This is a genomic window from Streptomyces sp. NPDC056479, from assembly GCF_042795335.1.
Lineage (GTDB): Bacteria > Actinomycetota > Actinomycetes > Streptomycetales > Streptomycetaceae > Streptomyces.
Map to the genome: position 1 here is coordinate 133261 of NZ_JBHTRZ010000001.1, position 26978 is coordinate 160238.

Sequence of the window (26978 nt, forward strand, 5' to 3'; positions counted from 1 at the left end):
GGGTCAGTGAGTCATGAAGGAGGTGACGGGCAGCGCCCGTTCGACGACACGGACGTCGCCGAGGCGGCCGTACATGATCTGGTCGATCCGGCCGCCGTACTCGTAGCCGCCGAGCAGCCACGGCAGGCCGACCGAGGTGAGGCCGATCGCGGTGGCGTGCGGGTTGCGGGCCACGGGGGAGCCCTGGACGTACATCGTGGTGTGCCGGCCGTCGTTGACGACGGCGACGTGCCACCACGTCTCCCGCGCCGTCTCGTCGCCCCAGTTGGTGGCGATTCCCTGCTGGTTGAGCGGCCGGACCGCCCACTGCGGGCCGGGCCCGTCGGAGAGGGACAGCGTGGCGAGCGGCTCGTCGGGGTCGCCCTCCGTCTTGCCGGCGGCGCCGCCCGTGCCGGTACGGCTGATCAGGCCGCCCCAGGCGTTGTGCGAGGCGTCCCAGTCGGCGGGGAGCCGGTAGAAGGCCTCAATGGTGTAACCGCTTCTGAAGGTCGCCGAGTTGAGCGGGGCGCCGTCGACCGTGCGCAGATACGCGCCCCGCAGCGGGGACTTGAAGCCCTGGAACTCCAGGCTGCCGTGTCCGGGCTGGTCGGGGTGGTGGTCGTCCGACCAGCCGAGCCTGCCGCCGCCCACGGAGACCACGGTGAGGTCGTTGCCGCGGCCGGACAGGTCGCGGACGGTGCCGGAGACGGGGGAGTCGAAGCGCCAGTAGGCGGCCGTGCCTCGGATCAGCATCCTCGACGCGGGGCGCGCCGGGCGGGCCGGCACCGGGGCGAAACCGGAGAAGCGGTCGGCGAAGTCGATGCCGACCGAGAACCGGTCGGTGTCGCCGCTGAGTTCGATCTCCTGCCGCTCCAGCTCGTTGAGGCCCTTCGCGGCCCGGCCCAGGATCCACGGGGAGACCGTCTCGACGTCGATGACGTTACGGTCCAGGTCGAAGTGGTAGAGGCGGATCATCGCCGCGCCGCCGAAATAGCGGTTCTGGTAGTTCGTCAGGTGCAGGTGGACGTCGTTGCCCGCCGCGTTCTCGCGGACGGCGCGGCCCGCCGGCCAGTAGTGGCCGTTGAGGGTGAGGAAGATCTGGTCGTGGTCCTTGATCAGCTGGTCCCACAGCTGCTGACCGTAGGACGACAACGTGTCGTCGTCGACGACCAGTTCATGTGTGGTGAGGATGACGGGCGTCTTCGGATGCCGAGCGAGGACGTCCTTCGCCCAGGCGTAGCCCTTCGCCGACAGCCGCCAGTCCAGCGCAAGCACCATCCACTCGCGGCCGGCCGCCTTGAAGAGGTGGTAGGTGTTGTAGCCGTCGGAAGAGGCGCCGCCGAAGGTGGACTTGCCCTGGAAGCGCCGCGGTCCGAACGTGTCCAGGTACGGCGTCGAGCCGCGCTGGTCGTCGGTGGACGACTTCACGTCGTGGTTGCCGGCGAGGACGCTGTAACCGACGCCCCGCCGGTCGAGCAGCTCGAACGCCTTGCCGATCGCGGCGCACTCTTCCTTCGCGCCGTTCTCGGTGAGGTCGCCGAGGTGGGAGAGGAAGACGATGTTCTTGTCCCGGCCGTGCTCCAGCAGGTAGCGCAGGGACGCCTCGATGGGCGCCGGGTTGATGCTCGGCCCGTCGAAGAGGTACTGGGTGTCGGGCATCACGGCCAGCGTGAAGCGGCCGCTCTCGGTGTCCGGGCGCCAGCGGCTCTCGGTGACGGCCTCGGCGGTGGCCGGCAGTGCGACCCCCGCCGTTGCCGCGGCGCCGAGCAGCGCCGTGGCACGCAGGAATCCGCGTCTTCCGGCACCGGCCTGCGCGGCCTCGCCCTGTTCCTGGTCATGCGAAGTACACACGTGTGCTCCGTAAGGAAGATCCGTGAGAAAAGGTGACGGTGAAGGGCGTGGGGGGTTCAGAGAACGCGCAGGGTCCAGCTCCAGCGATGGATGCCCGGTGCGACGAGATAGGGGGGCGAGGTGTCGGGCCCGCAGGAGGCGGTGCCCAGGCCCCGGTGCGCGGCGTCGATGTGCACCACGCAGCCGGGCCGCGGGACCAGCTCGTCGTGGTGTTCGGTGGCCGCGAGGTCCTCGGCCCGGTAACGGGTCACCGAGATCTGACGCGGCTCGTCCAGGGCGACGGAGAGCCCGGTGGCGTCCGGCGCCGACAGCGTGAACCGCCGTACGCCGTGCCGGCCGCCGCTCTCCTGCGGCCGCAGGTAAGGGGTGAACAACTCGTCGACGGGGACGGAGTGATGACCGACGGGCGCACCCGCGCTGCGGTCGGGATACGACTCCCACGGGCCCTGCCCGAACCACTCCAGCAGGTCGAGTCCGGCGACCGTCTCGAGGACCGTGCCCACCCGGGCCACGTCGTCGAACGCCTCCGGGAGCTCGGCCTCCTCCTCGATCCGGACGCCGCCCTCGACGGGCGTCAGCACCTGCCGGTGCCGTACGACACCGGTCGTGCCCGCGTACTCGGTCTCCACGGTCACGCGGCCGCCGTCCTCGCGCACCGACACGACCTTGCGTACCAGCGCGTCGAGTCCCCAGCTCCGCCAGCGCCGCGCCATGCCGCCGAGCTCGTCGTTGTCGGTGGGCGCCCGCCACAGCGAGAGTGTCGGCGCGGCCGTCAGCAGCGGATGGACGAGGAGACCCTCGCCGTCCACCTCGACCTGCCGGGGCACCTGAGCGTCCTCCACGGCGGCCGGCCCGCGCAGCCTGATCTGCGGCAGGCACACCTCGGTGCCGCGCGGTGCCCACGGCTGGTCCTCGGCCACCGTCACCCGCAGCGTCAGCCACGCCTCGCCGCCGTCGTGCGGCACCGCGAAGGGCAGCGGTACGGCGGCCGTCTCGCCGGGGCACAGGCTCGGCAGTTCGGCCGGTCCGGTCAGGGTGGTGCCGTCGGCGAGGTCCAGCCGCCACTCGCCGGCCAGCCAGTCAAGGCCGCGGAAGTGCTGGTGGTTGCCGAGCACGATGCCCTCGTGCTTGTAGCACTCGATGCGTACGGGCGCCGCGATCTCCCGGTGCTCGTACATCGCGGGCTTGGGCGTGCGGTCGGGGAAGACCACGCCGTCGGCGATGAAGGCGCCGTCGTGGATCGTCTCCCCGAAGTCGCCGCCGTACGCCCAGCGATACCCGGGCGCGGCGACACCGTTGTCGAAGAGCCCGGCGCCCGCGCGCCCGGCAGGTCTGCCATCGCTCACGTGTTGCAGAATTCCGTGGTCCCAGAACTCCCAGATGAACCCGCCCTGAAGACCCGGGGTGGCCTCGATGGCAGCCCAGTGGTCCGCCAGCGTGCCGTTGCTGTTGCCCATGGCGTGCGAGTACTCGCACTGGATGAGCGGCCTGGTCTGCTCGCCGGAGAGCGCGTGGGCGACACAGTCCTCGACGGGCGCGTACATGGGGCAGGCGATGTCGGAGGCGTCGTCCGTCGCCGCCCAGTCGAGCTTGGCCGCCCCCTCGTACTGGATCGGCCGCGTCGGGTCGTGCCGTCGCACCCAGCCGGCCGCCGCGTCGTGGTTGGCGCCGTAGTCGGACTCGTTGCCCAGCGACCAGATGATCACCGACGGATGGTTCTTGTCGCGCAGCACCATGCGCGAGACGCGGTCCACGAAGGCGTTCAGGTAGCGCGGGTCGTCGGCGATCTCGTGGGCGTGGTCGTGCGACTCGATGTCCGCCTCGTCGACCACGTAGAAGCCGAGCTCGTCCGCGAGGTCGTACAGCGCCGGGTCGCCCGGGTAGTGGGAGGTGCGGATCGCGTTGAAGCCGAAGCGCTTGAGCAGGACGAGATCGGCGCGCAAGTCGTCGTACGAGACCGTCCGCCCGGTCAGCGGGTTGAAGTCGTGCCGGTTGACGCCCCGGATGAACACCCGCTCCCCGTTGACGAGCAGGTCCCGGCCGACGATCTCGACGTCCCGGAAGCCGATCCGGTGGCGGGAGGTGTCGGCGACCGTGCCGTCGGCGCGGTGCAGGCGGACGGTCAGGTCGTAGAGCTCGGGCGTCTCCGCGTTCCAGGTGCGCACCTCCTCGACGGTCGTCCCCATCCGTGCCTCGCCGAGGAAGTCGGAGACGCGCTCGTCCTCGGCATTGAAGCGGTCGAACTCTCGATCCTGCAAGAGGAGTTGACCCTCCAGCTCCCCGCTGACGTACCACCCCGCGGGGAGCGCGCCGCGAGCGTCCCGCACCCGGCAGTCCACCCGCAGCTCCCCGCTGAAGGCAGCCCGCACGCTCACGTCCGCGAGATACAGCGGGTCCGTCGCGTACAGCAGCACCGAGCGGGTGATGCCGCCGTGCCACCACTGGTCCTGGTCCTCGATGTGCGAGGCGTCGGACCACTTCACGACGGTCAGCCGTACGGTGGCCCGTTCGCCGGGGCGCACCAGTCCCGTCAGGTCGAACTCGGCGGCCAGGTGCGAGTCCTTGGAGATGCCGACGGGCCGCCCGTCCACGTGCACCAGCAGCACGCTCTCGGCCGCCCCGATCTGGAGCACGATCCGGCGCCCGGCCCACTCGGCGGGGACGTCCACCTCACGCTCGTACACCCCCGTCGGGTTGGCGGCGGGGGAGTGGGGCGGGAACTCGGAGAACGGCATGCGGACGTTGGTGTACTGCGGCAGGTCGTCCGTGCCCTGCATGGTCCAGACGCCCGGGACATACGACGAGGACCAGGCACCGCCGACCGGCGCGTCCGGAGCCGGCAGCAGCTGGAAGCGCCAGTCGCCGTCGAGGGGGAGTGCTCCGCGGCGCCGGTCGACGGCGTTCATGGGCAGTCGCCCCCAGGAGGTCACCTCGGGTGCCTCCCAGGGACGGAGCCCCAGCAGCGGGTCCATCAGCGGATGGCTCCCTTGCCGAGGTCGCCGATGATCTGCTTGGCGCCGATGGCGAAGACGATGAGCAGGGGGATCAGGGCGAGCAGCGCGCCGGTCATCACCATGCCGTAGTCCGTGGTGCCGTGGACGCCGTTGAGCTGGGACAGCGCGACCTGGAGGGTGACGTTGTCCGGGTTGGTGAGGGCGATCAGGGGCCAGGCGTAGTCGTTCCACTGGGCCATGAAGGTGAAGATGCCGAGGAAGGCCAGGCCCGGCCGGACGACCGGGAGGGCCACGTGCCAGTACTGGCGCAGGAAGTTCGCGCCGTCGATCTTCGAGGCGTCCAGCAGTTCGTCGTGGATGGCGCTCTTCATGTACTGGCGCATCCAGAAGATGCCGAAGGCGTTCGCTGCCGCCGGCACGATCAGCGCCGTCATCGAGCCTATCCAGCCGATGTTCGCCATCATCACGAACTGCGGGATGATCGCGAGCTGCGTCGGGACCATGAAGATGATCATCAGCAGGGTGAAGAGCAGTCTGCGGCCGGGGAAGTCGAACTTCGCGAAGACGAACGCGGCCAGCGAGTCGAAGAGCAGGACGAGGAAGGTCACGGCCACTGCCACCAGCAGCGAGTTGAGCATCGAGCCGAAGAAGTCGATGTTGTCGAAGAGGCTGCGGGCGTTCTGCAGGAAGTGCGAGCCGGGCAGCAGCTTCGGCGGGTAGGAGAAGATCTCGGTCGACGTGTGCGTCGACATGATGACGGCCCAGTAGAACGGGAAGGCCGACAGCAGCAGTCCGATGACGAGTACGGCGTGCAGCGCGATGCCCCGGCTGCGGGTTCCCCGAATGGCCTTCGGTCGCCGTGTTCCCTGAATGGATGCCATGGTGGTCAGGCCTCCCTAGTCTTCGCCCCGGCGCTGCACCAAGCGCCAGTTGATGATCGAGAAGATGACGACGACGAGGAAGATCCCCCACGCCACGGCGGCGCCGTAGCCGAAGTCGTTGTTGTCGAAGGTCTGCTGGAAGAAGTAGAGGACCATCGTTCGGCCCGCGTGGTCCGGGCCGCCGGAGAACGTCGAGTCGTTCGAGGTGTTCTGCAGCAGCACCTGCGCCTCGGTGAAGCTCTGCAGTCCGGTGACTGTCGAGACCACCAGCACGAACAGCAGCGTCGGCCGCAGCATCGGCAGCGTGATCCGGAAGAACGTCTGCACGGGACCGGCGCCGTCCACCCGCGCCGCTTCGTACAGCTCGCTCGGGACCGTCTGCAGGCCCGCGAGGAAGATGATCGCGTTGTAACCGGTCCACTGCCAGGTCATCAGCGTCGCGATGGCGACCTTGATGCCCCACGGGGTGTTCAGCCACGCCACCTGGTCCAGCCCCACGGCCTGCAACAGGGCGTTCATCAGTCCGAAGTTGGTGGAGAAGACCGAGCCGAAGACGATGGCGATGGCGACGACCGAGGTGACGTTCGGCAGGAAGTACGCGAAGCGGTAGACGTTCTTGAAGCGCACCGCCGAGTTGAGCATCACGGCCGTGATCATCGCCAGGAAGATCATGGGGAAGGTGGCCAGCGCCCAGATGATCAGCGTGGTCCCGATCGAGCTCCAGAAGTCGCTGTCGCTCAGCAGGTACTGGTACTGCGAGAGGCCCGCCCACTCCATCGAGCCGAGGCCGTCCCAGCGGTGGAAGGAGAGGTAGAGCGAGAAGCCGACGGGGATCAGGCCGAAGGCGAGGAAGAGGAGGTAGAACGGGGAGATCGCGGCGTAGAGGTGCCAGTACTTACGGAAACCCGAGCGGGGCCCGGCTGCCGACGCCTGCTCCGTGATGACGGGCGGCTTTTCCAACGCGGTGGCCATCAGTAGCTCACCCCCAGGTGCTTCGCGATCCGCCGGCACTTGCCCATGGCGTCACTCCAGGCCTTCTTCGGGTCCTTGCCGAGGACGCCGACGTTCTTGATCTCGTCCTTGATCGGCTGCCCGAGCGCCACGTCGAACGGGCTGTTGTAGGCGACCACGATCTTCTGCGCGGCGGGCCCGAAGACGTCCGTCGTCACCTGGCCCCCGAAGAAGGGGTCGGGTTCGCGCAGCTGCTTCAGGTCGTACGCGGCGGGCGTCGAGGGGAACAGGCCCGCGTCGACGTAACCGGAGGCCTGGTTGGACGCGTTCAGCATCCACACGATGATCTCGAAGGCCCGCTCGGGCTCCCGGCACGCCTTGGTGATCGACAGGAACGAACCGCCGTTGTTGGAGGGCCGCACCGGCATGTCGGCGATCCGCCACTTGCCCTTGGTCTTCGGGTTGCCGTTCTTGATGTCGTACGTCGCCCAGGAGGCGCCGAGCTGACTGGGGAGCTTGCCGCTGTCGACCGCGGAGATCTGGTCCGGGGTGCCGGTCACGAGGTTGGAGACGATCCCGCGCCGCTTGGCCTCCACAGCGAGCGCCCAGGCGTTCCGTACGTGCTCCTGGTCGCCGATGAAGTGCCGGTCCTTGTCGACGTACCGCTTGCTGCCCTGCTGCACGACGTTCTCGAAGACGCTGTTGACGTCGGTGAGCATCGAGGTGCCGGGGATCCGCTGCTTGAGCCGCTCGCCGGCCGCGAAGAACTTCTCCCAGGTGTTCAGCTCCCTGGAGACGTCGGCGGGCTCGTACGGCAGTCCCGCCTTGCGGAACACCTCGTACTGGAAGAAGTGCGCGACCGGGCCGCAGTCGATCGGGAAGCCGATCATCGTGCCGTCGTCGGCGATGCCCTGGTCCCACTTCCAGTCCAGGTACTGGCTCCGGTACTTGTCCGCGCCCAGTGTCCTGAGGTCCACGAACTGGTCCGCGTTGGGCAGGTAGGACGCCATGTCCTCGCCCTTGAGGCCGGCTATGTCGGGGACGTGGGCGTTGCCGGCCATCGTGGTGATCAGCTTGGACCGGTAGTAGCCGCCGATCTTGATGGCCTGGAGGTCCACGCTGCTCGCGTAGCGGGCCTTGGCCTTGTCGACGGCGGTGTCACCGAGGCCGCCGTCCCAGTACCACAGGACCATGTTCCGGCCGGTCGAGCCGGTCGGAACGGCACAGCCGGACGCCAGGCCGCCGAGCGCCGTGGCGGCCGTACCGGCCAGGCCTGCGCGGAGCAGGCCTCTTCGTGAGAGCCGCACAGCTCCCACCGCCTTTCGGATCTTTTCGGGACTTCGCATGAGGGGCGTGGGGGGAAGTCAGTTCTGCCGTGCGGGAGGGGTGACGGGGGCGTACGCGACGGGCGGCCCGGGATCGTCCGGGAGCCGGTCCGCCAGGAAGCCGTACGCCCGCTTCAGTCCGGGGTCGGTCAGGGAGCGCCACCAGCGGTCGACGCCGTACCAGCCGGGGGCCGCGAGGGCTCCGCCGTGGTGCCGGACCGACAGCCCGGCGGCGAGTACGGCGAACCTCAGCCGTTCCTCCAGGGGCCAGCCGCCGAGCGAGGCCGCGACGAAGCTCGCCCCGAACACGTCCCCGGCGCCCGTCGCGTCGAGGACGTCGATGTCGAGGGCGGGCACGTCCGCGTACTCGCCGGTCGTCTGGTCGACGGCGACGGCGCCGTCGCCGCCGCGCGTCACCACGGCCACCGGCACCAGCTCGCTGAGCGTGCCGAGCGCCGCGACCGCGCTGTCGGTGCGGGTGTACGCCATGGCCTCGGTCTCGTTGGGGAGGAAGGCATGGCACAGGGCGAGCTGGTCGAGCAGGTCGGTCGACCACTGCTGGGTGGGGTCCCAGCCGACGTCGGCGTAGATGTGGGTGCCGTTCGCGGCTGCCTTGGCCAGCCACTCGCAGGGTTCGGCCTCGATGTGCACGAGGGCGGTGCGCGCCTCGGGCGGGTCGCCCATCAGCACGTCCTGCGAGTACGGGGGTTCCTGGCCGTGGGTGACGAGCGCCCGGTCGTGGCCGTAGGCGAGGGAGACGGTGACCGGGGTGGGCCAGCCGTCCGCGGTGCGGGAGAGCGAGAGGTCGATGTCCTCCTGGTCGCACAGGATGTCCCGGCAGTACTCGCCGTAGAGGTCGTCGCCGAACACCGTGGCCAGTGAGGTTCTCAGGCCGAAGCGGGAGGCGGCCACCGCCAGGTTGGCGATGCCGCCCGGACCGCAGCCCATGCCGCCGGTCCAGATCTCCTCGCCCGGTGTCGGCGGCTTCCCGAGCCCCGTGAGAACGAGGTCGTAGAAGAGCAGCCCGGTCAGCAGCACATCGGGCCGGTCATCGTCCACGGAATCGTCCTCTCGTTCGGGACCCGCTCGGAGAGCTCGTCAAAACTCTTCATTTGGTGACCGGAATCGTGCGCCGCTCCGAGGGATTGGTCAATACCCGAGCAGAAATGAGCATGGCGATGATTGAAGATGACGAGTAGTGTTCACGCCGTGCTGGCAGAACGACGACACCAACTCATCCTGCGGGCCCTGCGCTCAGGCGGCCCCGCGGCCGTGACCGATCTCTCCGAGCAGCTGGGTGTGAGCCCCGCCACGATCAGGCGTGACCTGCTCAAACTCGAGGACGACGGCCTGCTCACGCGGGTGCACGGCGGTGCGGTCGCGGACGAGGGCGACCAGCCCTTCGCCGAGGTCGCCGGGGTGCGCGTGGCCGAGAAGGACGCCATAGCCGCGCACGCCGCCTCGATGGTCGAGGACGGTCAGTCCGTGCTGCTCGACATCGGCACCACCGCCTTCAGGCTGGCCCGCCAGCTGCACGGCCGCCGGCTCACCGTGATCACCAGCAACCTCGTGGTCTACGAGGAACTCGCCGACGACGAGGGCATCGAGCTGGTGCTGCTCGGCGGCATGGTCCGCCGTGAGTACCGCTCCCTGGTCGGCTTCCTCACCGAGGACAATCTGCGCCAGCTGCATGCCGACTGGCTGTTCCTGGGCACCAGTGGAGTGCGGCCGGGCGGCCAGGTGATGGACACGACGGTCGTCGAGGTGCCGGTCAAGCGGGCCATGATCAAGTCGAGCGACAAGGTCGTCCTGCTCGCCGACGCGGCGAAGTTCCCCGGGCACGGGATGGCGAAGGTGTGCGGTCCCGAGGACCTGGACGTGGTGGTGACGAACGCGCCGGTCGACACGGTGACGAGGGCCTCTTTGCAGGAGGCAGGCGTCGAGGTCGTCGTGGCGGGAAAGGTGCAGACGTGAAGCTGACGATTCTCGGCGGCGGAGGTTTCCGTGTGCCACTCGTGTACGGGGCGCTCCTGACGGACCGCGCCGAGGGCCGGGTCACCCATGTCGTGCTGCACGACCTGGACGCCGGCCGGCTGAACGCCGTCACCCGCGTCCTCGCCGAGCAGGCGGCCGGCGTGCCCGACGCACCCGAGGTGACCGCCACCACCGACCTCGACGAGGCCCTGCGGGGCGCCGACTTCGTCTTCTCCGCGATCCGCGTCGGCGGCCTCGAAGGCCGGGCGAACGACGAGCGGGTCGCGCTCGCCGAGGGCGTCCTCGGCCAGGAGACGGTCGGCGCGGGCGGCATCGCCTACGGCCTGCGCACGGTCCCGGTCGCCGTCGACATCGCCCAGCGGGTGGCCCGTCTCGCGCCGGACGCCTGGGTCATCAACTTCACCAACCCCGCCGGACTGGTCACCGAGGCCATGTCCCGCCACCTCGGCGACCGCGTCATCGGCATCTGCGACTCACCGGTCGGCCTCGGCCGCCGTATCGCCCGCGTGCTGGGCGTGAAGAACCCCGCTGAGGCGTGGATCGACTACGTCGGCCTCAACCACCTCGGCTGGGTGCGCGGCCTGCGCGTCGCCGGCCGCGACGAACTCCCGCGTCTGCTCGCCGACCCCGACCTGCTCGGCTCCTTCGAGGAGGGCAAGCTCTTCGGCGTCGACTGGCTCCGCTCGCTCGGCGCCATCCCGAACGAATACCTGCACTACTACTACTTCAACCGCGAGGCCGTCCGGGCCTACCAGGAGGCCGACAAGACCCGCGGGGCCTTCCTGCGCGACCAGCAGGCCGGCTTCTACGAGCAGGTGCGCGACCCCGATGCCTCCGCCCTGCAGATCTGGGACCGCACCCGCGCCGAGCGCGAGGCCACCTACATGGCCGAGAACCGGGAGACCGCCGGCGCCGGAGAGCGGGACGCGGACGACCTCTCGGGCGGCTACGAGAAGGTGGCGCTCGCACTGATGCGGGCCATCGCCCGTGACGAGCGCACGACCCTGATCCTCAACGTCCGCAACCAGAACACCCTCTCCGTGCTCGACTCCGAGGCCGTCATCGAGGTGCCCTGCCTCGTCGACGCCAACGGCGCCCACCCGGTCGCCGTCACCCCGCTGCCCGACCACGCCACCGGCCTCGTCTGCTCGGTGAAGGCGGTCGAGCGGGAGGTGCTGGCCGCCGCCGAGTCCGGTTCGCGCACCACGGCGGTGAAGGCCTTCGCGCTGCACCCGCTGGTCGACTCGGTGGGCGTCGCCCGCAGGCTGGTCGAGGGCTACACCGGGGTCCATCCCGGCCTCGCGTACCTTAAGTAGCGCCCGCCCCAGAAAGCGCTTCCAGCGCCTTCTGGTCTCGCTGTCCCCTCGTTTCCCATCTCCGTTCTCTCCCTCCCTGGAGACCCTGATGCACGACGAACGCCGCCGGATCGAGGAACGCGTCCAGCGCGTCCACAACCAGCGCATCAAGCCCGCGATCTACGCGGCCACCGTCCCCTTCGAGGTCGAGGCCTGGCAGGCGCCGGGCGAGCCGGTCTCCTTCGAGGAGGCCGCGGCCGCCCGGTACCAGCCCTTCGCGATGGACACCCCGTGGGGCCCGCCCTGGGGCACCACCTGGTTCCGGATGCGCGGACAGGTGCCCGCCGAGTGGGCCGGACGACGGGTCGAGGCGGTCATCGACCTCGGCTTCGTGGGGGACTGGCCCGGCAACCAGGCCGAGGCCCTGGTCCACCTGGCCGACGGCCGGCCGCTGAAGGCAGTCAACCCGCTGAACCAGTACGTGCCGATCGGCAACCCGGTCGCGGGCGGCGAGGAGATCGACTACCTCGTCGAGGCCGCCTCCAACCCCGACATCCTGGCCAACGACTTCGCGGCCCCGACCCCGCTCGGCGACGTCCTGACCGCGGGCGACAAGCCGCTTTACACCTTCCAGCGCGCCGACATCGCCGTCCTGGACGAGGAGGTCTGGCACCTCGACCTGGACCTGCAGGTGCTGAGCGAACTCATGGTCCACCTTGGCGAACACGAGCCCCGCCGGCACGAGATCATGCACGCCCTGGACCGGGCCATGGACGTCCTCGACCTGGACGAGATCTCCGGCAGCGCGGCGGCCGTACGAGAGGTGCTCGCGCCCGTCCTCGCCCGCCCCGCGCACGCCAGCGCCCACACGATCTCCGGCGTCGGCCACGCCCACATCGACTCCGCCTGGCTGTGGCCCATCCGCGAGACCAAGCGCAAGACGTCCCGCACCTTCTCCAACGTCACGTCCCTGGCCGACGAGTACGAGGACTTCATCTTCGCCTGCTCGCAGGCCCAGCAGTACGAGTGGGTGCGCGACAACTACCCGCATGTGTGGGCCCGCATCCAGGAGTCGGTGAAGAAGGGCCAGTGGGCGCCGGTCGGCGGCATGTGGGTCGAGGCCGACGGCAACCTGCCCGGCGGTGAGGCCATCGCCCGCCAGCTGATCCACGGCAAGCGGTTCTTCATCGAGCACTTCGGCGTCGAGACCAAGGGCGTCTGGCTGCCGGACTCCTTCGGATACACCGCCGCCTACCCGCAGCTCGCCAAGCTCGCCGGCAACGAGTGGTTCCTGACCCAGAAGATCTCCTGGAACCAGACCAACAAGTTCCCCCACCACACCTTCTGGTGGGAGGGCATCGACGGCACCCGCATCTTCACCCACTTCCCGCCGGTCGACACCTACAACGCCCGCTTCAGCGGCGAGGAGATGGACCGCGCGGTCCGCAACTACCAGGAGAAGGGCGGCGGTACGCGCTCCCTCGCGCCCTTCGGCTGGGGCGACGGCGGTGGCGGCCCCACCCGCGAGATCATGGAGCGAGCGCGCCGGCTCGCCGACCTGGAGGGCTCGCCCAAGGTCGTCGTCGAGCACCCGGACGAGTTCTTCGCCAAGGCCCGCGCGGAGTACGAGGACGCCCCGGTCTGGAACGGCGAGCTCTATCTGGAGCTGCACCGCGCCACCTACACCTCGCAGGCCCGCACCAAGCAGGGCAACCGGCGCAGCGAACACAAGCTGCGCGAGGCCGAGCTGTGGGCGACGACAGCCGCGCTGCACGCGCCGGGCTACAGCTACCCGTACGAGAAGCTGGACCGGCTCTGGAAGACGGTCCTGCTGCACCAGTTCCACGACATCCTGCCGGGTTCGTCGATCGCCTGGGTGCACCGCGAGGCGGAGGCCGAATACGCGCGCGTGGCAGAAGAGTTGGAAGCGCTGACGGCCGAGGCGGTCGCGGCGCTGGGCGGGGGAGAGGCCCGGGTCTTCAACACGAGCCCGTTCGAGCGCGCCGAGGTGGTCCGCACGGCCGAGGGCGCACCGGCGTACGTCACGGTGCCCGCGAGCGGCAGCGCGCCACTGGCCTCGACCGAGCCCGCGCAGCCCGTGTCCGTCACCGGCCGTGTCCTCGACAACGGCCTGGTCCGGGTCGAGATCGCCGAGGACGGCACCCTGGCGTCCGTGCTCGACCTCCGGGCGAACCGCGAAGTCCTCGCCGAGCAGGGCAACCTGCTGCGCCTGCACACCGACCTGCCCAACTACTGGGACGCCTGGGACATCGACAAGCACTACCGGAACCGCTACAAGGACCTGCTGGACGCGGACGCGGTGACCGTCGTGGAGCAGGACCCGCTGATCGGGGCGATCAGGGTCGAGCGGGCCTTCGGCAAGGGATCGCGCGTCACCCAGACGATCACCCTGCGGGCCGGCAGCCCCCGTATCGACTTCGAGACCGAGATCGACTGGCACGAGGCCGAGAAGATCCTCAAGGCGGGCTTCCCGGTGGACATCCGGGCACCGCACTCCTCCGCCGAGATCCAGTTCGGCCACATCCAGCGTCCCACCCACACCAACACCAGCTGGGAGGCGGCCCGCTTCGAGGTCGCCGGCCACCGCTGGGTGCACATCGCCGAGCCCGGCTACGGCGTCGCCGTCATCAACGACTCGACGTACGGCCACGACGTGACCCGCACGGTCCGCGAGGACGGCGGTACGACGACCAGGGTCAGCCTCAGCCTGGTCCGTGCCCCGCGCGTCCCGGACCCCGAGGCCGACCAGGGCATGCACCGCTTCACCTACTCCCTGCTCCCCGGCGCGAGCATCGAGGACGCCGTCGCCGAGGGCTACGCCCTCAACCTGCCCCTGCGGGTGGCGGACGCCACGGGCGCGCCCGAGCCGGTCGTCTCCGTGACCGGTGACGGTGTGACCGTGGAGGCGGTCAAGCTGGCCGACGACCAGTCCGGCGATGTCGTGGTCCGGCTCTACGAGTCGCGCGGCGGCCGGGCCCAGGGCGTGCTGCACACCGGCTTCCCGCTGGCCGGCGCGCAGATCACCGACCTGCTGGAGCGGCCGCTGGAGGAAGCCACGGTCGACGGCGGGGTCGCGGTCTCGCTGCGCCCCTTCCAGGTGCTGACCCTGCGCCTGCGGCGTGCCGAGGTGAACTGATGGCCATGCAGCCCTGGTTCACCGACGCCAAGCTCGGGATCTTCGTCCACTGGGGCATCTACGCGGTCGACGGCGTCCAGGAGTCCTGGTCGTTCTACGACGACATCGTCCCGTACGACCGGTACATGTCCCAGTTCGACCGCTTCACGGCCTCCCGCTACGACCCGCGCGACTGGGCGAAGCTCTTCGCGCGGGCCGGCGCCAAGTACTCCGTCCTGACCAGCCGCCATCACGACGGCGTCGCCCTCTGGGACACCGCGTTCGGTGACCTGAACGTGGGCCGTGACCTGATAGCCGGATACGCCGACGCCCTGCGCGAGCAGGGCCTCAAGGTCGGTCTCTACTATTCGCATTCCGACTGGAGCCATCCCGACTACGCGTCCACCCGAAAGCCCGGCCGCCCGCCGGAGCTGGAGGACAACCGTTACTCGGAGGTCGCGGCCGAGTTCGAGGACCTGGACGCCTGGGAACGCTTCCTCGCCTACCGGGACGGCCAGATCCGTGAACTCACCTCCCGCTACCGGCCGGACCTGATGTGGTTCGACGGCGAGTGGGACCGCAGCGCGGAGCAGTGGCGGATCCAGGAGCTGGCCGCGCTGATCCGCTCCGAGGTGCCGGACGTCGTCTTCAACGCCCGGATGCTCGGCGAGGGCGACTACGCCACACCGGAACAAGGTGCCCCGGTCGTCCCGCCCGAGGGCCCCTGGGAGCTGTGCCTGACGATCAACGACTCCTGGGGCCATCAGCATCACGACCACAACCACAAGTCGGTCGACCAGCTGATCCGCTACTTCACGGAGACGATCGGCGGCGGTGGCAACCTGCTGCTGAGCGTCGGGCCACGCGAGGACGGCACGATCCCGGCCGAACAGATCGAGCGCCTGGAGGGACTGGGTGACTGGATCGCCAGGCACGCGGAGGCGGTGTACGGCACCGTGCGGGGTCTGCCGGCCGGCCACCACTACGGCCCTAGCACCCTCTCCAAGGACCGCCGCACCCTCTACCTGGTCCTCTTCGACGCCCCGCGCGCCGAGATCAACGTACGCGGACTGCTCGGCTCGGTACGCCGGGTCACCGTGCTCGGCAGTGGCACCGAACTGGCCCACCGGATCACCGGTGGCCTGCACGAGACACCCGGGGTGCTCTGGATCGAACCGCCCACCGGGGCGGACCTCGACCCGTACGCCACCGTGCTCGCCGTCGAGTTGGACGGGGAACTGGAGCTGTACCGGGGGGCGGGCCGCTTCTGACCCCGTGACGCGTCTCGGGCCGGTCGGCCGCCGTCCCCGTTACGGCGGCCGACCGGCCCGAATCCCCCGTGATTCCCCCGTGGTGGCGCGTTCCCCCGTGGTTCCCCCGTTGCCTTTCACTCTTATGAGCGCGCTGTCCGCGCCCTGATACACCTTTCCTGAGAAGAGTTCTGCCTCAGCCGGTGAACCCGGCCGTGATGGACGTGAACTGCCAGTTGTTCTGGCTGATCCCGGAGCAGTTGCTCGTCACGCCGCCGCCCGGGCACGGCCGGTCGCGGTTGACCGACCAGAACGCGAGGCGGGCGATGTGGTGGGAGTTCGCCCAGTCGCGGATCTGGGTCCAGGTCGCGGGCGAGGTGAGCTCCTGCTGGTCGGACAGGCCGTTCATGCCGGAGATGCCGATGTGGGCGTAGGCCGTGGCGTCGTCCCACCCGAAGGTGGACTTCAGCTTGTTCTTCAGCCCCTCCGACGCGTTCACGGTGTTGCCGTACATGTCGGCGCCGCCGCCGAAGTCGAACGGCATGATCGTGAAGACGTCGATGCCGGCGTTGAGTGCCTTGGCCTGCTCGATGAGCCGGTTGCCCCAGTAGGTCGGCCCGGTCGTCGAGGTGCCGAAGGTGAGGACGGTCCGCAGTCCGGGGTTGTTCGCCTTGACGATCTTCAGGGCGCTCAGGATCCGGTCCTGCACGGTCGCGTTCTCGAACTCGTCGGTGTTCTCGATGTCGACGTCGATCGCCTTCAGTCCGTATGCGTCGATGACGCGCTGATACGCACCCGCCAGCGCCTCCGGCGTCGAGCAGTTCGGCCCGAGCTTGTTGCCGCTCCAGCCGCCGATCGACGGCACGATGTCACCGCCCGCGGAACGGATGGAGTTGATGACGCTCTGGTCGTTGCCGCCGGTCAGCGGACGCTGTCCGTCCCAGGCCGGGTTGCAGCCGCCGGAGGACAGGATGAACGCCATCGTGTACCACTTGACGCCGGTCGCGCTCATCACGGAGGTGGCGCTGGGCGGATCGCCCCAGCCGAGGTACAGATAGGGCGCGGCCTGCTTGAATCCGGTACCGCCACCGCCGCCCGTGTCCGTGGTGACGCTGACGGCGTTGGAGGCGGGCGAGGTGTTCCCGGCCGCGTCCCGCGCCTTCACCGTGAAGGTGTACGAGGTGCTCGCCGCGAGTCCGCTCACCGTGGCGCTCGTACCGGAGACGCTCAGCACCTGGTTCGATCCGCTGTAGATGTCGTACCCGGTGACCCCGACGTTGTCCGTCGAGGCGTTCCACGCGAGTGACACGCTGGACGAGGTCTTGCCGGTGGAGCGCAGGCTGCCCGGAGCGGTGGGCGCCTGGCTGTCCGAGCCGCCACCGGGACCGTCGAGACCGATGTCGTCGGCGTAGTAGGTGCCCTGGGCGTACCAGCCGTGCACATAGACGGTCGCGCTGGTCTGGGAGGCACCGGTCGTGAAGGACAGGGACAGTTGACTGTACGCCGTGGGCGACGACGTCCAGGTGGACGCTCCGCCGTCCACCCCGAGGTAGACGTAGGAGCCGCGCACCCAGCCGCTCAGGGTGTACGTCGTGTTGGGCCGCACGGTGACGGTCTGGCCGCACTTGGCGATGTCATTCGAACTCACCGCCCCCGCAAGGGCCTTGGACCCCGCGCGCACGGGGGAGGAGACGACTGAGCCGAGGTTGCCGGTGCACGACCACGGGGAGAGGCCGCCCGACTCGAAGCCGGGGTTGGTCAGGACGTTGGCCGCGTGTGCCGTACCGGGAAGGGCGACGGCTCCGGTCACGGCGAGAGCGGCGGAGCCGAGCAGGGCGAGAAGTCGACGTCTGAGACGTCTGAGGGGTTGGTTGCGCACGTGATCTCCCTGGGAAAGTGGGGTGTTCGGGAGTGCACAGGTGCTGAGGTGCGCAGACCAAGTTGGTATGGACCAATCTCGCTGTCAAGCTCTCACGCCGAGATTGGTCCAGACCGGGTGTCGCGGGCTAGAGCGGCAGTGCCTGAGCCGCCGCGCTCCCCACCGAGTCGACCGGCGCCGGTGCGGGCATCGCCGGCAGCAACGGCTCGGTTTCCTCCGCCCGCTGCTGCGGAATGGACACCGGCCGCAGGGGCCGCGGTCCGGAGACGACCGTGTAGTCCTGCCCCAGGAACGGCGGAACCACCTCGCCCGGGTCCTCCCCGAGCGCCAACTTCACGGCCAGCCAGGGAACGTTGACCCCGCACAGCGACAGCTGGTGCAACCCGCCGGCCGGCCGTGTGTTGACGTCCATCAGCACCGGCGTGTCCCCGAACATCCGGAACTGGATGTTGGACAGGTAGTGCAGCCCGAACCCTTCCGCGATCAGCCGCGCCGGCTCCAGCCACTGCTCCTGCAGAGTGAACCCGCGACGCCGGCCGTCCTTGATCCGGCCGATCGCCAGCCGCACCCGGTTGTCCGGACCCGTGAGGCAGTCCACCGACACCTCCGGCTGCTCCAGCCGCGGCATGACCAGCCAGTCCACCGGCTCGTCGGTCCGCCGCAACGCGTCCAGCACCAGATCCAGCTGCACATACGGCGTCGGGAACCCGCTGAGGTGGAGAAGCGAGAAGGGGGCGCGCGTGATGACCCGGAAGCCCACCCCGCCCGCACCGGACGCCGGCTTGAAGCAGGCCTTGTGCCCCGCCTCCTCCAACTCCTCGACGGCGGCGAGGAGTTCGTCGGCGTTGCGCACCCGCCACCACGGCGGCACCGGCACCCCGACCGCCTGCACGGCCTCGTAGGCGATCACCTTGTCGTGGAAGACCGCCACGGCCTCCGGCGGCGGCGCCAGCAGCGCCGTACCCACCGCCTCGAAGTCCGCGCGGTGCGCCACGATCGCCGACTGGTGCAGCCGGGGCACGAACACGTCGATGCCTCGTCGCCGGCACTGGGCGAGGGCGTACTCCACGTACCCGGCCGGGGACAGGCCCTCCGGCTCCAGCTCGGCGGTGTCGGCGGCGGCCAGCACGGGTGAGTCGGCGTCCCCGTGCGTCGCATGGATCTCCACGGCCCGATCGCTGGGATTTCGTCGCAGCTGATCCATGAAGAACACGTTCTCCGCGTACGTGCGGTTGAGCCAGACGCGTACGCGAGAGACCATGCAGGGCCGTCCTTTCGGGTTCGCGGGCAGGGCGAAGCAGGCCCGTGCCCGGGCAGGGTGAATGGAGGGACACCAAATCGCCCCTTGCGAGGGGACGTTCAATGCGGTGGTGTTGCGGCGATCATACGGGTCTCAAGGGGTGCCGCGTGCAACGTGCGTGTTACGGAATTGCGGATCCTTCCTGACCGTCTCGTACCCCCTCGGCACTCCCCGCCCGGCGACGACGCGATCCAGGCTTGTAACGGGGGAACCCTGTGTGTTCTCGTGGTCCTGTTCGTGTGATCGTCTGGGTGAGATTCCGTGTGACGGAAGGGGCGAAAGGTGACGTCGACGGCCGGCGGTGCCGGACAGCTGCTGGCCATCAGTGACCTGCACATCGGCTACGAGGAGAACCGCGCCCTCGTCGAGAAGATGCGGCCCGGCTCCGACGACGACTGGCTGCTGGTCGCCGGTGACGTGGCGGAGACCGTCTCCGACATCGGCTGGGCGCTGAAGACACTCGCCGGCCGCTTCCGCAAGGTCGTCTGGGCACCCGGCAACCACGAGCTGTGGACCCACCCGAAGGACTCCGTCACCCTGCGCGGCGTCGCCCGATACGAGCACCTGGTCGAGATGTGCCGGGAACTCGGCGTGACGACCCCCGAGGACCCCTACCCCGTCTGGGACGGCCCCGGCGGCCCGGTGGCGGTCGCGCCGCTGTTCCTGCTGTACGACTACTCCTTCCTGCCTTCCGGCTGCACCACCAAGGAGGAGGGTCTGAAGTACGCGCACGGGACCGGGATCGTGTGCAACGACGAGTACCTGCTGCACCCCGACCCCTACCCGTCCCGCGAGGCCTGGTGCGAGGCCCGGGTCGCCGAGACCGAGCGCCGGCTCGCCGCACTCCCCGAGGACCTGCCCACCGTCCTGGTCAACCACTACCCCCTGGACCGGCACCCGACGGACGTACTCTGGTATCCCGAGTTCGCCATGTGGTGCGGCACCCGGCTGACCGCGGACTGGCACCGCAGATTCCGCGTCGAGACCATGGTCTACGGCCACCTCCACATCCCGCGGACCACCTGGCACGAGGGCGTCCGCTTCGAGGAGGTCTCGGTGGGATACCCCCGCGAGTGGCGCAAGCGACCGGACCCGCCGGGACGGCTGCGCCGGATTCTGCCCGAGGAGGACGGGGCGCGTTGATCGAGGAACTGCTGCCGGACCCGGTGGTCACCGTCGAGGCGTACGGCGACGACGAGCCTCCGGCCGGGGCCCTGTACCCCGAGGAGGAGGCGGTCGTCGCCCGGGCGGTCGGCAAGCGCCGCCGGGAGTTCGCCGTCGTACGCTCCTGCGCCCGCAGTGCCATGGAGAAGCTCGGCGTGCCACCGCAGCCGATCCTGCCCGGTGAGCGCGGCGCCCCCGGCTGGCCGGCCGGGCTCGTCGGCAGCATGACCCACTGCGACGGCTACAGCGCCGCCGCGCTGGTCCGCGCCGCCGACCTGGCCTCCCTCGGTATCGACGCCGAACCCCACCAGACGCTCCCGGAGGGTGTGCTGCCCGCCGTCGCACTGCCCGCGGAGGCGGACCGGCTGCGCCGGCTGGCCGGCGATCACCCGGACATCCACTGGGACCGGCTGCTGTTCAGCGCCAAGGAGTCCGTCTACAAGGCGTGGTTCCCGCTCACCGGCAAGTGGCTGGACTTCACCGAGGCCGACATCGACGTCTTCGCCGACCCCGGTGAGCTGCACAGCGGCGGATTCCGCGCCCGGCTCCTGGTGCCGGGTCCCTGGGTCGGCGAGCACCGGCTCGACCACTTCGAGGGCCGCTGGACGGTCCAGCGGGGGCTGGTGGCGACAGCGGTGAGCGTGCCGCACCCCTGAGCGACCCGCGGCCGGCCCCGAGGTCCGCTACGGCTCCGCCGGGCACCAGCTCGTCAGCAGCCGGAAGAACGCCTCCTCGTTGCCCGTCAGCCCCGCGTCCGCCAGCGCCTGTTCCGCCTCGGCGAGGACGGCGGGCGGCACCACGGGTGGTCGGCCCTTTCCGGGGGGGCCGTCGAACGCGGCTCGTACGGTGTGCAACAGCCGCAGATAGGCCTGGACGGCGGTGCGCTCGCGATCGGTCAGTACGGCGGTGGGCATCGGTCGGCTCTCCCCAAGTCGGCGTCGTCGCGTCACGCCCCGCACATGAGGGCGCACCACCAGCTTGCCGTCCACCACTGACAATCGGGTTCGTCCGCCGCTCCCGGCGTCGCCCGAGCGGGGGTACCGGACGTGGCGTCCGCCCGCTCACGGCGACGGTGCGTCAGCCCTGTGGCCCGAGGTAGCCCAGGGACGCCTCGATCCGCCCCGCCAGATGATCCCGCTGTCCGCGCACCGACGGGTCCGCCAGCCACGTACGGCACTTGCTGGCCAGCAGCAGACCGAAGCTCTCGGCCTCCTTCTCCTCCGCCTCGTCGAAGCGGCTGCGGGCGGCGACCTTCAGCACCGTCGAGCGCAGATCGGCGTCGTCGCACAGGAGCCGGGCCGCGACGCTCGCGCCCTCGATGCTGTGGGTGCAGTGACCGGCCTTCATGTGCCACAGCTCGTGGCCGAGGATCACCAACTGGTGGTCCGGCGCGGTGCGTTCCTCGATCACCACGAGGTCCTGGTCGGCCATGTCGAGCCACAGCCCGCTGGCGGTGCCGGGCGGGAAGGCGGCCGTACGGAAGTGGACGGGACGGCCGCGGCGTCTGCCCATCGCTTCGCACAGCGCGCCGTACAGCTTCTCGGGCGCCGCGGGCGCGGGGAGTGTCAGCTCCGCGACCAACTCGCCGCACAGGCGGCGCATTTCCCTACCGATGCCCACAGATCTCCGTTCTCCCCGGATCACGACTCGGGTCGCTTGACGCTCTCCAGGAGCATGTCCAGCCACTCCGCGACCTTGTCGCGGTGCTGGTCGGTGGGCAGTTGCGCGGCCCGCCAGGCTATGCCGCGCACGCCGTGGTCCTGCAGCAGTCTCTCCAGCGGGTCCTCGGCGGCCTGGGCGGCCTCGCGCTCCGCGAGCTTCTGGAGCAGGTCCTGCTCGGTGCGCTGGAGGGCGCCCGCGAGCGCCTCGGGGTCCTCGGCCGTGAGGAATCCGGCGTGCACGCGGAAGAAGCGCTGGAGGGCGTCGCAGTGCTCCATGGTGGGGCGCCGGTCGCCGTTGATGAGGGCGCCCGCCTGCTGGCGTGACATGCCCGCGCCGTCGGCGATCTCCTGCTGGGTGCACTTGCGGCCGTTGGGCTTGAGGCGGGTGCGGCGCAGGAGGTCGAGCCGCTGGAGGAAGCGGGCCTGTACGTCGGGCTCGCCGGCGGGGCGGCCGCTCAGCAGCGCCTTGACCACGGACTCGGGGACGCCGCACGCTACGGACAGGCGGCCGGTGTCGAAGACCTCCGTGTGCGGCACGCCGAGCCGGTCGGCGAGCGCGGTGACGCGGGCGACGACGGCCGGCAGCGCTGCCGTCGGCGTGGCGCCCGGACTCTCGAAGCCATCCGTCACCGACAGATCTCCTACGTCTCTCACAGGCTCCTCACAAGCCCTTCCCGTGAACTCGACGGAGATTACCGGGTAGTTCGAACTCACATCCAGGTCTCGCCACAACTGTGGCCAATTTCAGCCGTCAACAGACAGCAAATGCCACGATAGTTGACACGGCTCGGGCAGGGGCAGCAGGATCGGGGCGCCGCGTGAAGGCCGCATAGGCAAGAGGGGTGACCTCCCGATGGCATATCAGGCAGGTGGGCAGCGGTCCGTACCGCGACCCGTCCCCGAGAGGCCGGAGGCCCAGGCGTATCTGCGGGACTTCGCCGGCCTCGTGGAAGCCGTGCCCTTCCCTTCCGTCGTCCTCGACCACCGTTGGGACGTCGTTCTGGCGAACACCGCTTTCGCGTCACTTTTCCGCGGTGTGGGCCCGCATCCGACGGCCATGCCCGGCGACAACTTCCTCAGGTTCGTCCTCTTCCATCCGGACGCGGGCACCGTCCTCGGCGAGCACGAGTCCAGCTGGTGTCTGCCGATGCTGGCCCAGTTCGCGGCCGCCGTGGAGCGGCACGGCCACGATCACGGTCTGCAGGCCATCCGCCGGGAGATCGCGCAGGACCCGATCATGGAGGCCGCCTACCGGCAGGGCCTTCCGCACTGGATCCGCGCGGTCGGCGAGCGGGCCGTCGCCCAGGACGGTGCCGTGCGCCCGCTGCTGCACCCCGACCCGCGCTGGGGCGCCACCGAGTGCCGGGTCGTCGACGAGACGCCCAGGACCCTGCAGGAGATGGGCTACACCCGGCTGACGCTGGTGCTGCGCGAGGTGCGCCGCGACCGGCCCAGGGTGCGCACGGTGCGCCGCGGCGCGGCCCACCTGCGCGTGGTGCCCGCCACCGAGGACTGAACGGGGCACCGTCGGCGTTCAGGTCGCCGGCGGCGCCCCGTCAGCGCGGTGCGGCGCGCTCGTTCCCACGTACGGCATCTCGCTGTCGCACCATTCCGTCGCAGAGTGGTGTGTGACATAGTACTGATGTGAGCGAGGGACTGACCTGCGATGTCGTGGTCGTCGGCGCCGGGATGGTGGGCGCCGCGTGCGCGCTGTACGCGGCCCGGGCGGGTCTCGACGTGATCGTCGTCGACCGTGGCCCGGTGGCCGGCGGCACGACCGGTGCCGGCGAGGGCAATGTCCTCGTCTCGGACAAGGAACCGGGCCCCGAGCTGGACCTCGCGCTGCTGTCCGGCCGTCTGTGGGGCGAGCTGGCGCGGGAGTTCGGCGCGGCCGTGGAGTACGAGGCGAAGGGCGGCGTCGTCGTGGCCTCGTCCCCGGCCGGGCTCGCGGCCCTGGAGCGGTTCGCCGACGGGCAGCGCGCCGCCGGAGTCGTGGCCGAACCGGTTGCGGGCGACGCCCTGTACGACCTCGAACCCCACCTGGCACCCGGCCTGCCGGGCGGCGTCCACTACCCACAGGACTCCCAGGTGATGCCGGCCCTGGCCGCCGCCCGCCTGCTCCGTTCCTCCGGTGCCCGCCTGTTCACCGGCCGCACGGTGACCGGCGTCCTGCGCACACCCGAGGGCGCGGTGCGCGGAGTGCGCACGGACCGGGGCGACCTCCACGCCCCGGCGGTCGTCAACGCGGCCGGCACCTGGGGCGGTGAACTCGCCGCACTCGCCGGCGCCCCGCTCCCCGTCCTGCCTCGGCGAGGCTTCGTCCTGGTCACCGAGCCCCTCCCGCGCAAGGTCCGGCACAAGGTGTACGCCGCCGACTACGTGGCCGACGTCGCCAGCGACTCGGCCGCGCTCCAGACCTCCCCGGTCGTCGAAGGCACCGCGGCGGGCCCGATCCTGATCGGCGCGAGCCGGGAACGCGTCGGCTTCGACCGGACGTTCTCCCTGCCGGTCGTACGGGCGCTGGCGGCGGGCGCCACGCGACTGTTCCCGTTCCTCGCGGACGTTCACGCGATGCGCGCCTACCTGGGCTTTCGCCCGTACCTCCCCGACCACCTGCCCGCCGTCGGCCCCGACCCCCGGGTGCCCGGCCTGCACCACGCCTGCGGCCACGAGGGCGCCGGCATCGGACTCGCCACCGGCACCGGCCACTTGATCGCACAGGCCCTGACCGCGAAGACCCCCGACCTGGACCTGACACCGTTCCGCCCCGAACGCTTCGCCGAGGATGCCGAATGAGAACCCCTCTGGAGCTCGCCGACGCCCACCCGGGACCGGCCTTCACCGTCACCCTGGACGGCCGTGAGATCCGGGCGCTGCCCGGCCAGACGGTCGCCGCCGCGCTCTGGGCGGCCGGGATCACCTCCTGGCGGACCACCCGGAGCGGGGGCCGCCCGCGCGGTGTGTTCTGCGGGATCGGCGTCTGCTTCGACTGCCTGGTCACCGTCAACGACCGCCCGAACCGGCGGGCCTGTGTGGTGCCCCTGCACCCCGGTGACGTGATCCGGACGCAGGAGGGGACGGGCCACGATGACTGACCTCGTGGTGATCGGTGCGGGGCCGGCGGGACTTGCCGCGGCGGTGGCGGCCGCCGGTCAGGGGCTGGAGGTGGCGATCGCCGACTCGGCGGCGCAAGCGGGCGGGCAGTTCTACCGTCAGCCCGCGTCCGGGTTGCGCGCTCGCCGGCCGCGGGCACTGCACCATCAGTGGCGGACCTGGGAGCGGCTCGGCGACGCTCTGGCCGGCAGTGACGTCCGGTTCCTGGCGGGGCATCATGTCTGGGCCGTGGAACGGGACTCCGACGGCTTCGCGGTGCACGCCCTGGTCGGCCCCGAGCAGCGGGAGCCGGCCGTGGTGCGAAGTGCCGGCGTGCTCCTCGCCACCGGCGGCTACGAGCGGGTGTTCCCCTTCCCCGGCTGGACCCTTCCCGGCGTCGTCACCGCCGGCGGCGCACAGGCCATGCTGAAGGGCGGGCTCGTGGTGCCGGGACGCACGGCGGTCGTCGCCGGGACCGGGCCGCTGCTGCTGCCCGTGGCCACCGGACTCGCGGCGGCGGGCGTCGAGATCGCGGCGCTCGTGGAAGCCGCCGGCCCCGGCGACGTCGTACGGCGGGCCCGGGCCCTGGCCGCCAAGCTCCCCGAGGGTGCCGGATACGCGGCCCGCCTGCTGCGCCACCGGGTCCCTCTGCTCGGCCGCCACACGGTCGTCCGCGCCCACGGCGAGGACCGGCTCACCGGTGTCACCGTCGCCGCCCTCGACACCGACGGACGCGTCCGGCCGGGCACCGAACGCCACCTGCCGTGCGACACCCTCGCCGTCGGACACGGCATGCTCGCGCACACCGATCTCGCCGAGACCCTCGGCTGCCGCCTGGACGGTCAGACCGTGGCGGTCGACGACGAGCAGCGCACCGATGTGCCCGGCGTATGGGCCGCCGGGGAGTCCACCGGCATCGGCGGCGCGGCCCTCGCCCTGGCCGAGGGGCACATCGCCGCACTCTCCGCCGCCGCACGCCTCAAGGGCAGCGCCCCCGACCCGGCGCGGTGGGCCGCGGCCGCCAGGTCCCGTACGAAGCTCCGCCGGGCGGCCGCCGCTCTCGACGCCGCGTACCCGCCGCCCGCGCGCTGGAGCGACCAGGTCACCGACGACACCCTCGTCTGCCGCTGCGAGGAGGTCACCGCCGGTGCCGTCCGCGAGGCCGTGGACGAGCTCGGCGCGGGTGACGTCCGCACCGTGAAGCTGCTGACCCGGGCCGGGATGGGCTGGTGCCAGGGACGCGTGTGCGGGCCCGCGGTCGCCGGGCTCGCCGGATGCGAACCGGCGCCGTCCCGAGGGCCGTTCGCGAGGCCCGTACCGCTCGGCGTACTCGCCGGGCAACACGACACCGCCACTCGGAGAGGAACCCCATGACCGACCACCGCCCCTGGCGCGGCGTCCTCGTCGCCACCGCCCTCCCGCTCGACGACGACCTCCGCGTCGACCACGCCCAGTACGCCGAACACTGCGCCTGGCTCGTCGAGAACGGCTGTGACGGCGTCGTACCGAACGGCAGCCTCGGGGAGTACCAGGTGCTCACCCCCGAGGAGCGGGCGAAGGTCGTGGAGACGGCCGTCGCCGCGATCGGCGGCTCGCGGGTGATGCCCGGCGTCGCCGCCTACGGCTCGGCCGAGTCCCGGCGCTGGGCCGAGCAGGCCCGGGACGCGGGCTGTGCCTCCGTGATGCTGCTGCCCCCGAACGCGTACCGCGCCGACGAGCGCTCCGTCCTCGCCCACTACGAGGAGGTCGCGAAGGCGGGCGTCCCGGTGGTGGCGTACAACAACCCCATCGACACCAAGGTGGACCTGGTCCCCGAACTGCTCGCGAAGCTGCACGTCGAGGGGTACATCCACGCGGTCAAGGAGTTCTCCGGCGACGTCCGCCGCGCCTACCAGCTCGCCGAACTCGCCCCGGAACTCGACCTGTTGATCGGCGCCGACGACGTCCTGCTGGAGCTCGCGCTCGCCGGCGCCAAGGGCTGGGTGGCCGGTTACCCGAACGCGCTGCCGAGGTCGACCGTGGAGCTGTACCGGGCTGCCGTGAGCGGTGACCTGGGCACCGCCAAGAAGCTCTACGAGCAACTGCATCCACTGCTGCGCTGGGACTCCAAGGTCGAGTTCGTACAGGCGATCAAGCTCTCCATGGACATCGTCGGCCGGCCCGGGGGACGCTGCCGTCCACCGCGGGTGCCCCTGCTGCCGGAGCAGGAGGCCGTGATCCGCGCCGCCACCGAGAAGGCCGTCGCCGCCGGGCTCGCGTAGTCA

The 26978-nt window shown here is 70.7% G+C and carries 22 protein-coding genes; 11 read left to right on the forward strand and 11 right to left on the reverse strand.

Going from position 1 to position 26978, the window contains the following annotated elements:
• Window positions 1-3 precede the first annotated feature (3 nt).
• The 6 genes from ACFQ6S_RS00540 to ACFQ6S_RS00565 are packed head-to-tail and all read right to left on the reverse strand — an operon-like array spanning window position 4 to window position 9000.
• Window positions 4-1830 (reverse strand): LamG-like jellyroll fold domain-containing protein, encoded by a 1827-nt coding sequence (locus tag ACFQ6S_RS00540; RefSeq protein ID WP_383401285.1) that lies wholly within the window; start codon window positions 1828-1830, stop codon window positions 4-6.
• A gap of 56 nt (window positions 1831-1886) precedes the next feature.
• Complete coding sequence (locus ACFQ6S_RS00545; protein ID WP_383401288.1) at window positions 1887-4802, reverse strand: glycoside hydrolase family 2 TIM barrel-domain containing protein; 2916 nt, start codon at window positions 4800-4802, stop codon at window positions 1887-1889.
• A complete protein-coding gene (locus ACFQ6S_RS00550) occupies window positions 4802-5665 on the reverse strand; it encodes a carbohydrate ABC transporter permease (RefSeq protein ID WP_383401290.1) in 864 nt (287 codons plus the stop codon). Before ACFQ6S_RS00550 ends, ACFQ6S_RS00545 begins: the two co-directional genes overlap by 1 nt.
• A 15-nt stretch (window positions 5666-5680) precedes the next feature.
• Entirely contained in the window at window positions 5681-6637 is a 957-nt protein-coding gene (locus ACFQ6S_RS00555) for a carbohydrate ABC transporter permease (RefSeq protein ID WP_383401293.1), read from the reverse strand.
• Window positions 6637-7923: an ABC transporter substrate-binding protein gene (locus tag ACFQ6S_RS00560; RefSeq protein WP_383401296.1), complete on the reverse strand. Its 1287-nt coding sequence runs from the start codon at window positions 7921-7923 to the stop codon at window positions 6637-6639. The genes ACFQ6S_RS00555 and ACFQ6S_RS00560 overlap by 1 nt, the downstream gene beginning before the upstream one ends.
• Before the next feature lie 57 nt (window positions 7924-7980).
• On the reverse strand, window positions 7981-9000 hold the full coding sequence (locus tag ACFQ6S_RS00565; protein ID WP_383401298.1) for a carbohydrate kinase family protein: 1020 nt from the start codon (window positions 8998-9000) through the stop codon (window positions 7981-7983).
• Window positions 9001-9150: 150 nt separating this feature from the next.
• Between ACFQ6S_RS00565 and ACFQ6S_RS00570 the strand changes: the two genes are divergently transcribed.
• The 4 genes from ACFQ6S_RS00570 (at window position 9151) to ACFQ6S_RS00585 (ending at window position 15638) form a co-directional block, all read left to right on the forward strand.
• Complete coding sequence (locus ACFQ6S_RS00570; RefSeq protein ID WP_383404240.1) at window positions 9151-9915, forward strand: DeoR/GlpR family DNA-binding transcription regulator; 765 nt, start codon at window positions 9151-9153, stop codon at window positions 9913-9915.
• Window positions 9912-11252: a 6-phospho-beta-glucosidase gene (locus ACFQ6S_RS00575; protein ID WP_383401300.1), complete on the forward strand. Its 1341-nt coding sequence runs from the start codon at window positions 9912-9914 to the stop codon at window positions 11250-11252. The genes ACFQ6S_RS00570 and ACFQ6S_RS00575 overlap by 4 nt, the downstream gene beginning before the upstream one ends.
• An 88-nt stretch (window positions 11253-11340) precedes the next feature.
• Window positions 11341-14388, forward strand: a complete 3048-nt coding sequence (locus ACFQ6S_RS00580) for an alpha-mannosidase (RefSeq protein WP_383401303.1) — start codon at window positions 11341-11343, stop codon at window positions 14386-14388.
• Window positions 14388-15638: an alpha-L-fucosidase gene (locus tag ACFQ6S_RS00585; RefSeq protein ID WP_383401306.1), complete on the forward strand. Its 1251-nt coding sequence runs from the start codon at window positions 14388-14390 to the stop codon at window positions 15636-15638. Before ACFQ6S_RS00580 ends, ACFQ6S_RS00585 begins: the two co-directional genes overlap by 1 nt.
• A gap of 175 nt (window positions 15639-15813) precedes the next feature.
• Here ACFQ6S_RS00585 and ACFQ6S_RS00590 read toward each other — a convergent pair whose 3' ends face one another.
• Both ACFQ6S_RS00590 and ACFQ6S_RS00595 read right to left on the reverse strand, forming a co-directional pair.
• Window positions 15814-17496, reverse strand: coding sequence for a carbohydrate binding domain-containing protein (locus ACFQ6S_RS00590; RefSeq protein ID WP_383401309.1), 1683 nt, complete (start codon window positions 17494-17496; stop codon window positions 15814-15816).
• 127 nt (window positions 17497-17623) lie between these two features.
• Window positions 17624-18757, reverse strand: a complete 1134-nt coding sequence (locus tag ACFQ6S_RS00595) for an ATP-grasp domain-containing protein (RefSeq protein ID WP_383401311.1) — start codon at window positions 18755-18757, stop codon at window positions 17624-17626.
• 321 nt (window positions 18758-19078) lie between these two features.
• Here ACFQ6S_RS00595 and ACFQ6S_RS00600 point away from each other — a divergent pair, with 321 nt between their 5' ends.
• Together ACFQ6S_RS00600 and ACFQ6S_RS00605 are read left to right on the forward strand one after the other, a co-directional pair.
• Window positions 19079-19939, forward strand: coding sequence for a metallophosphoesterase family protein (locus ACFQ6S_RS00600; protein WP_383401313.1), 861 nt, complete (start codon window positions 19079-19081; stop codon window positions 19937-19939).
• Window positions 19936-20616 (forward strand): 4'-phosphopantetheinyl transferase, encoded by a 681-nt coding sequence (locus ACFQ6S_RS00605; protein WP_383401316.1) that lies wholly within the window; start codon window positions 19936-19938, stop codon window positions 20614-20616. Before ACFQ6S_RS00600 ends, ACFQ6S_RS00605 begins: the two co-directional genes overlap by 4 nt.
• Before the next feature lie 27 nt (window positions 20617-20643).
• On the opposite strand, the gene ACFQ6S_RS00610 is transcribed toward ACFQ6S_RS00605, so the two are convergent.
• The 3 genes from ACFQ6S_RS00610 to ACFQ6S_RS00620 form a co-directional block, all read right to left on the reverse strand.
• Complete coding sequence (locus tag ACFQ6S_RS00610) at window positions 20644-20874, reverse strand: hypothetical protein (RefSeq protein ID WP_383401319.1); 231 nt, start codon at window positions 20872-20874, stop codon at window positions 20644-20646.
• A 163-nt stretch (window positions 20875-21037) separates the two neighbouring features.
• Complete coding sequence (locus ACFQ6S_RS00615; protein WP_383404242.1) at window positions 21038-21562, reverse strand: toxin-antitoxin system, toxin component; 525 nt, start codon at window positions 21560-21562, stop codon at window positions 21038-21040.
• Window positions 21563-21600: 38 nt separating this feature from the next.
• Complete coding sequence (locus ACFQ6S_RS00620) at window positions 21601-22251, reverse strand: helix-turn-helix domain-containing protein (RefSeq protein ID WP_383401321.1); 651 nt, start codon at window positions 22249-22251, stop codon at window positions 21601-21603.
• A 223-nt stretch (window positions 22252-22474) separates the two neighbouring features.
• Between ACFQ6S_RS00620 and ACFQ6S_RS00625 the strand changes: the two genes are divergently transcribed.
• From ACFQ6S_RS00625 to ACFQ6S_RS00645, 5 genes are all read left to right on the forward strand, one after another.
• The gene (locus ACFQ6S_RS00625; protein WP_383401324.1) at window positions 22475-23137 is read left to right on the forward strand and encodes a hypothetical protein; all 663 of its coding nucleotides are present in this window, start codon (window positions 22475-22477) and stop codon (window positions 23135-23137) included.
• Between the two features lie 128 nt (window positions 23138-23265).
• Window positions 23266-24417, forward strand: coding sequence for an NAD(P)/FAD-dependent oxidoreductase (locus tag ACFQ6S_RS00630; protein WP_383401327.1), 1152 nt, complete (start codon window positions 23266-23268; stop codon window positions 24415-24417).
• Window positions 24414-24716, forward strand: a complete 303-nt coding sequence (locus tag ACFQ6S_RS00635; RefSeq protein ID WP_383401330.1) for a (2Fe-2S)-binding protein — start codon at window positions 24414-24416, stop codon at window positions 24714-24716. Before ACFQ6S_RS00630 ends, ACFQ6S_RS00635 begins: the two co-directional genes overlap by 4 nt.
• A complete protein-coding gene (locus tag ACFQ6S_RS00640; protein WP_383401333.1) occupies window positions 24709-26088 on the forward strand; it encodes an FAD-dependent oxidoreductase in 1380 nt (459 codons plus the stop codon). The genes ACFQ6S_RS00635 and ACFQ6S_RS00640 overlap by 8 nt, the downstream gene beginning before the upstream one ends.
• Window positions 26085-26975 carry a dihydrodipicolinate synthase family protein gene (locus tag ACFQ6S_RS00645; protein WP_383401335.1) on the forward strand — a complete coding sequence of 297 codons (891 nt, stop codon included), beginning with the start codon at window positions 26085-26087 and terminating at the stop codon, window positions 26973-26975. The genes ACFQ6S_RS00640 and ACFQ6S_RS00645 overlap by 4 nt, the downstream gene beginning before the upstream one ends.
• Window positions 26976-26978: the final 3 nt, after the last annotated feature.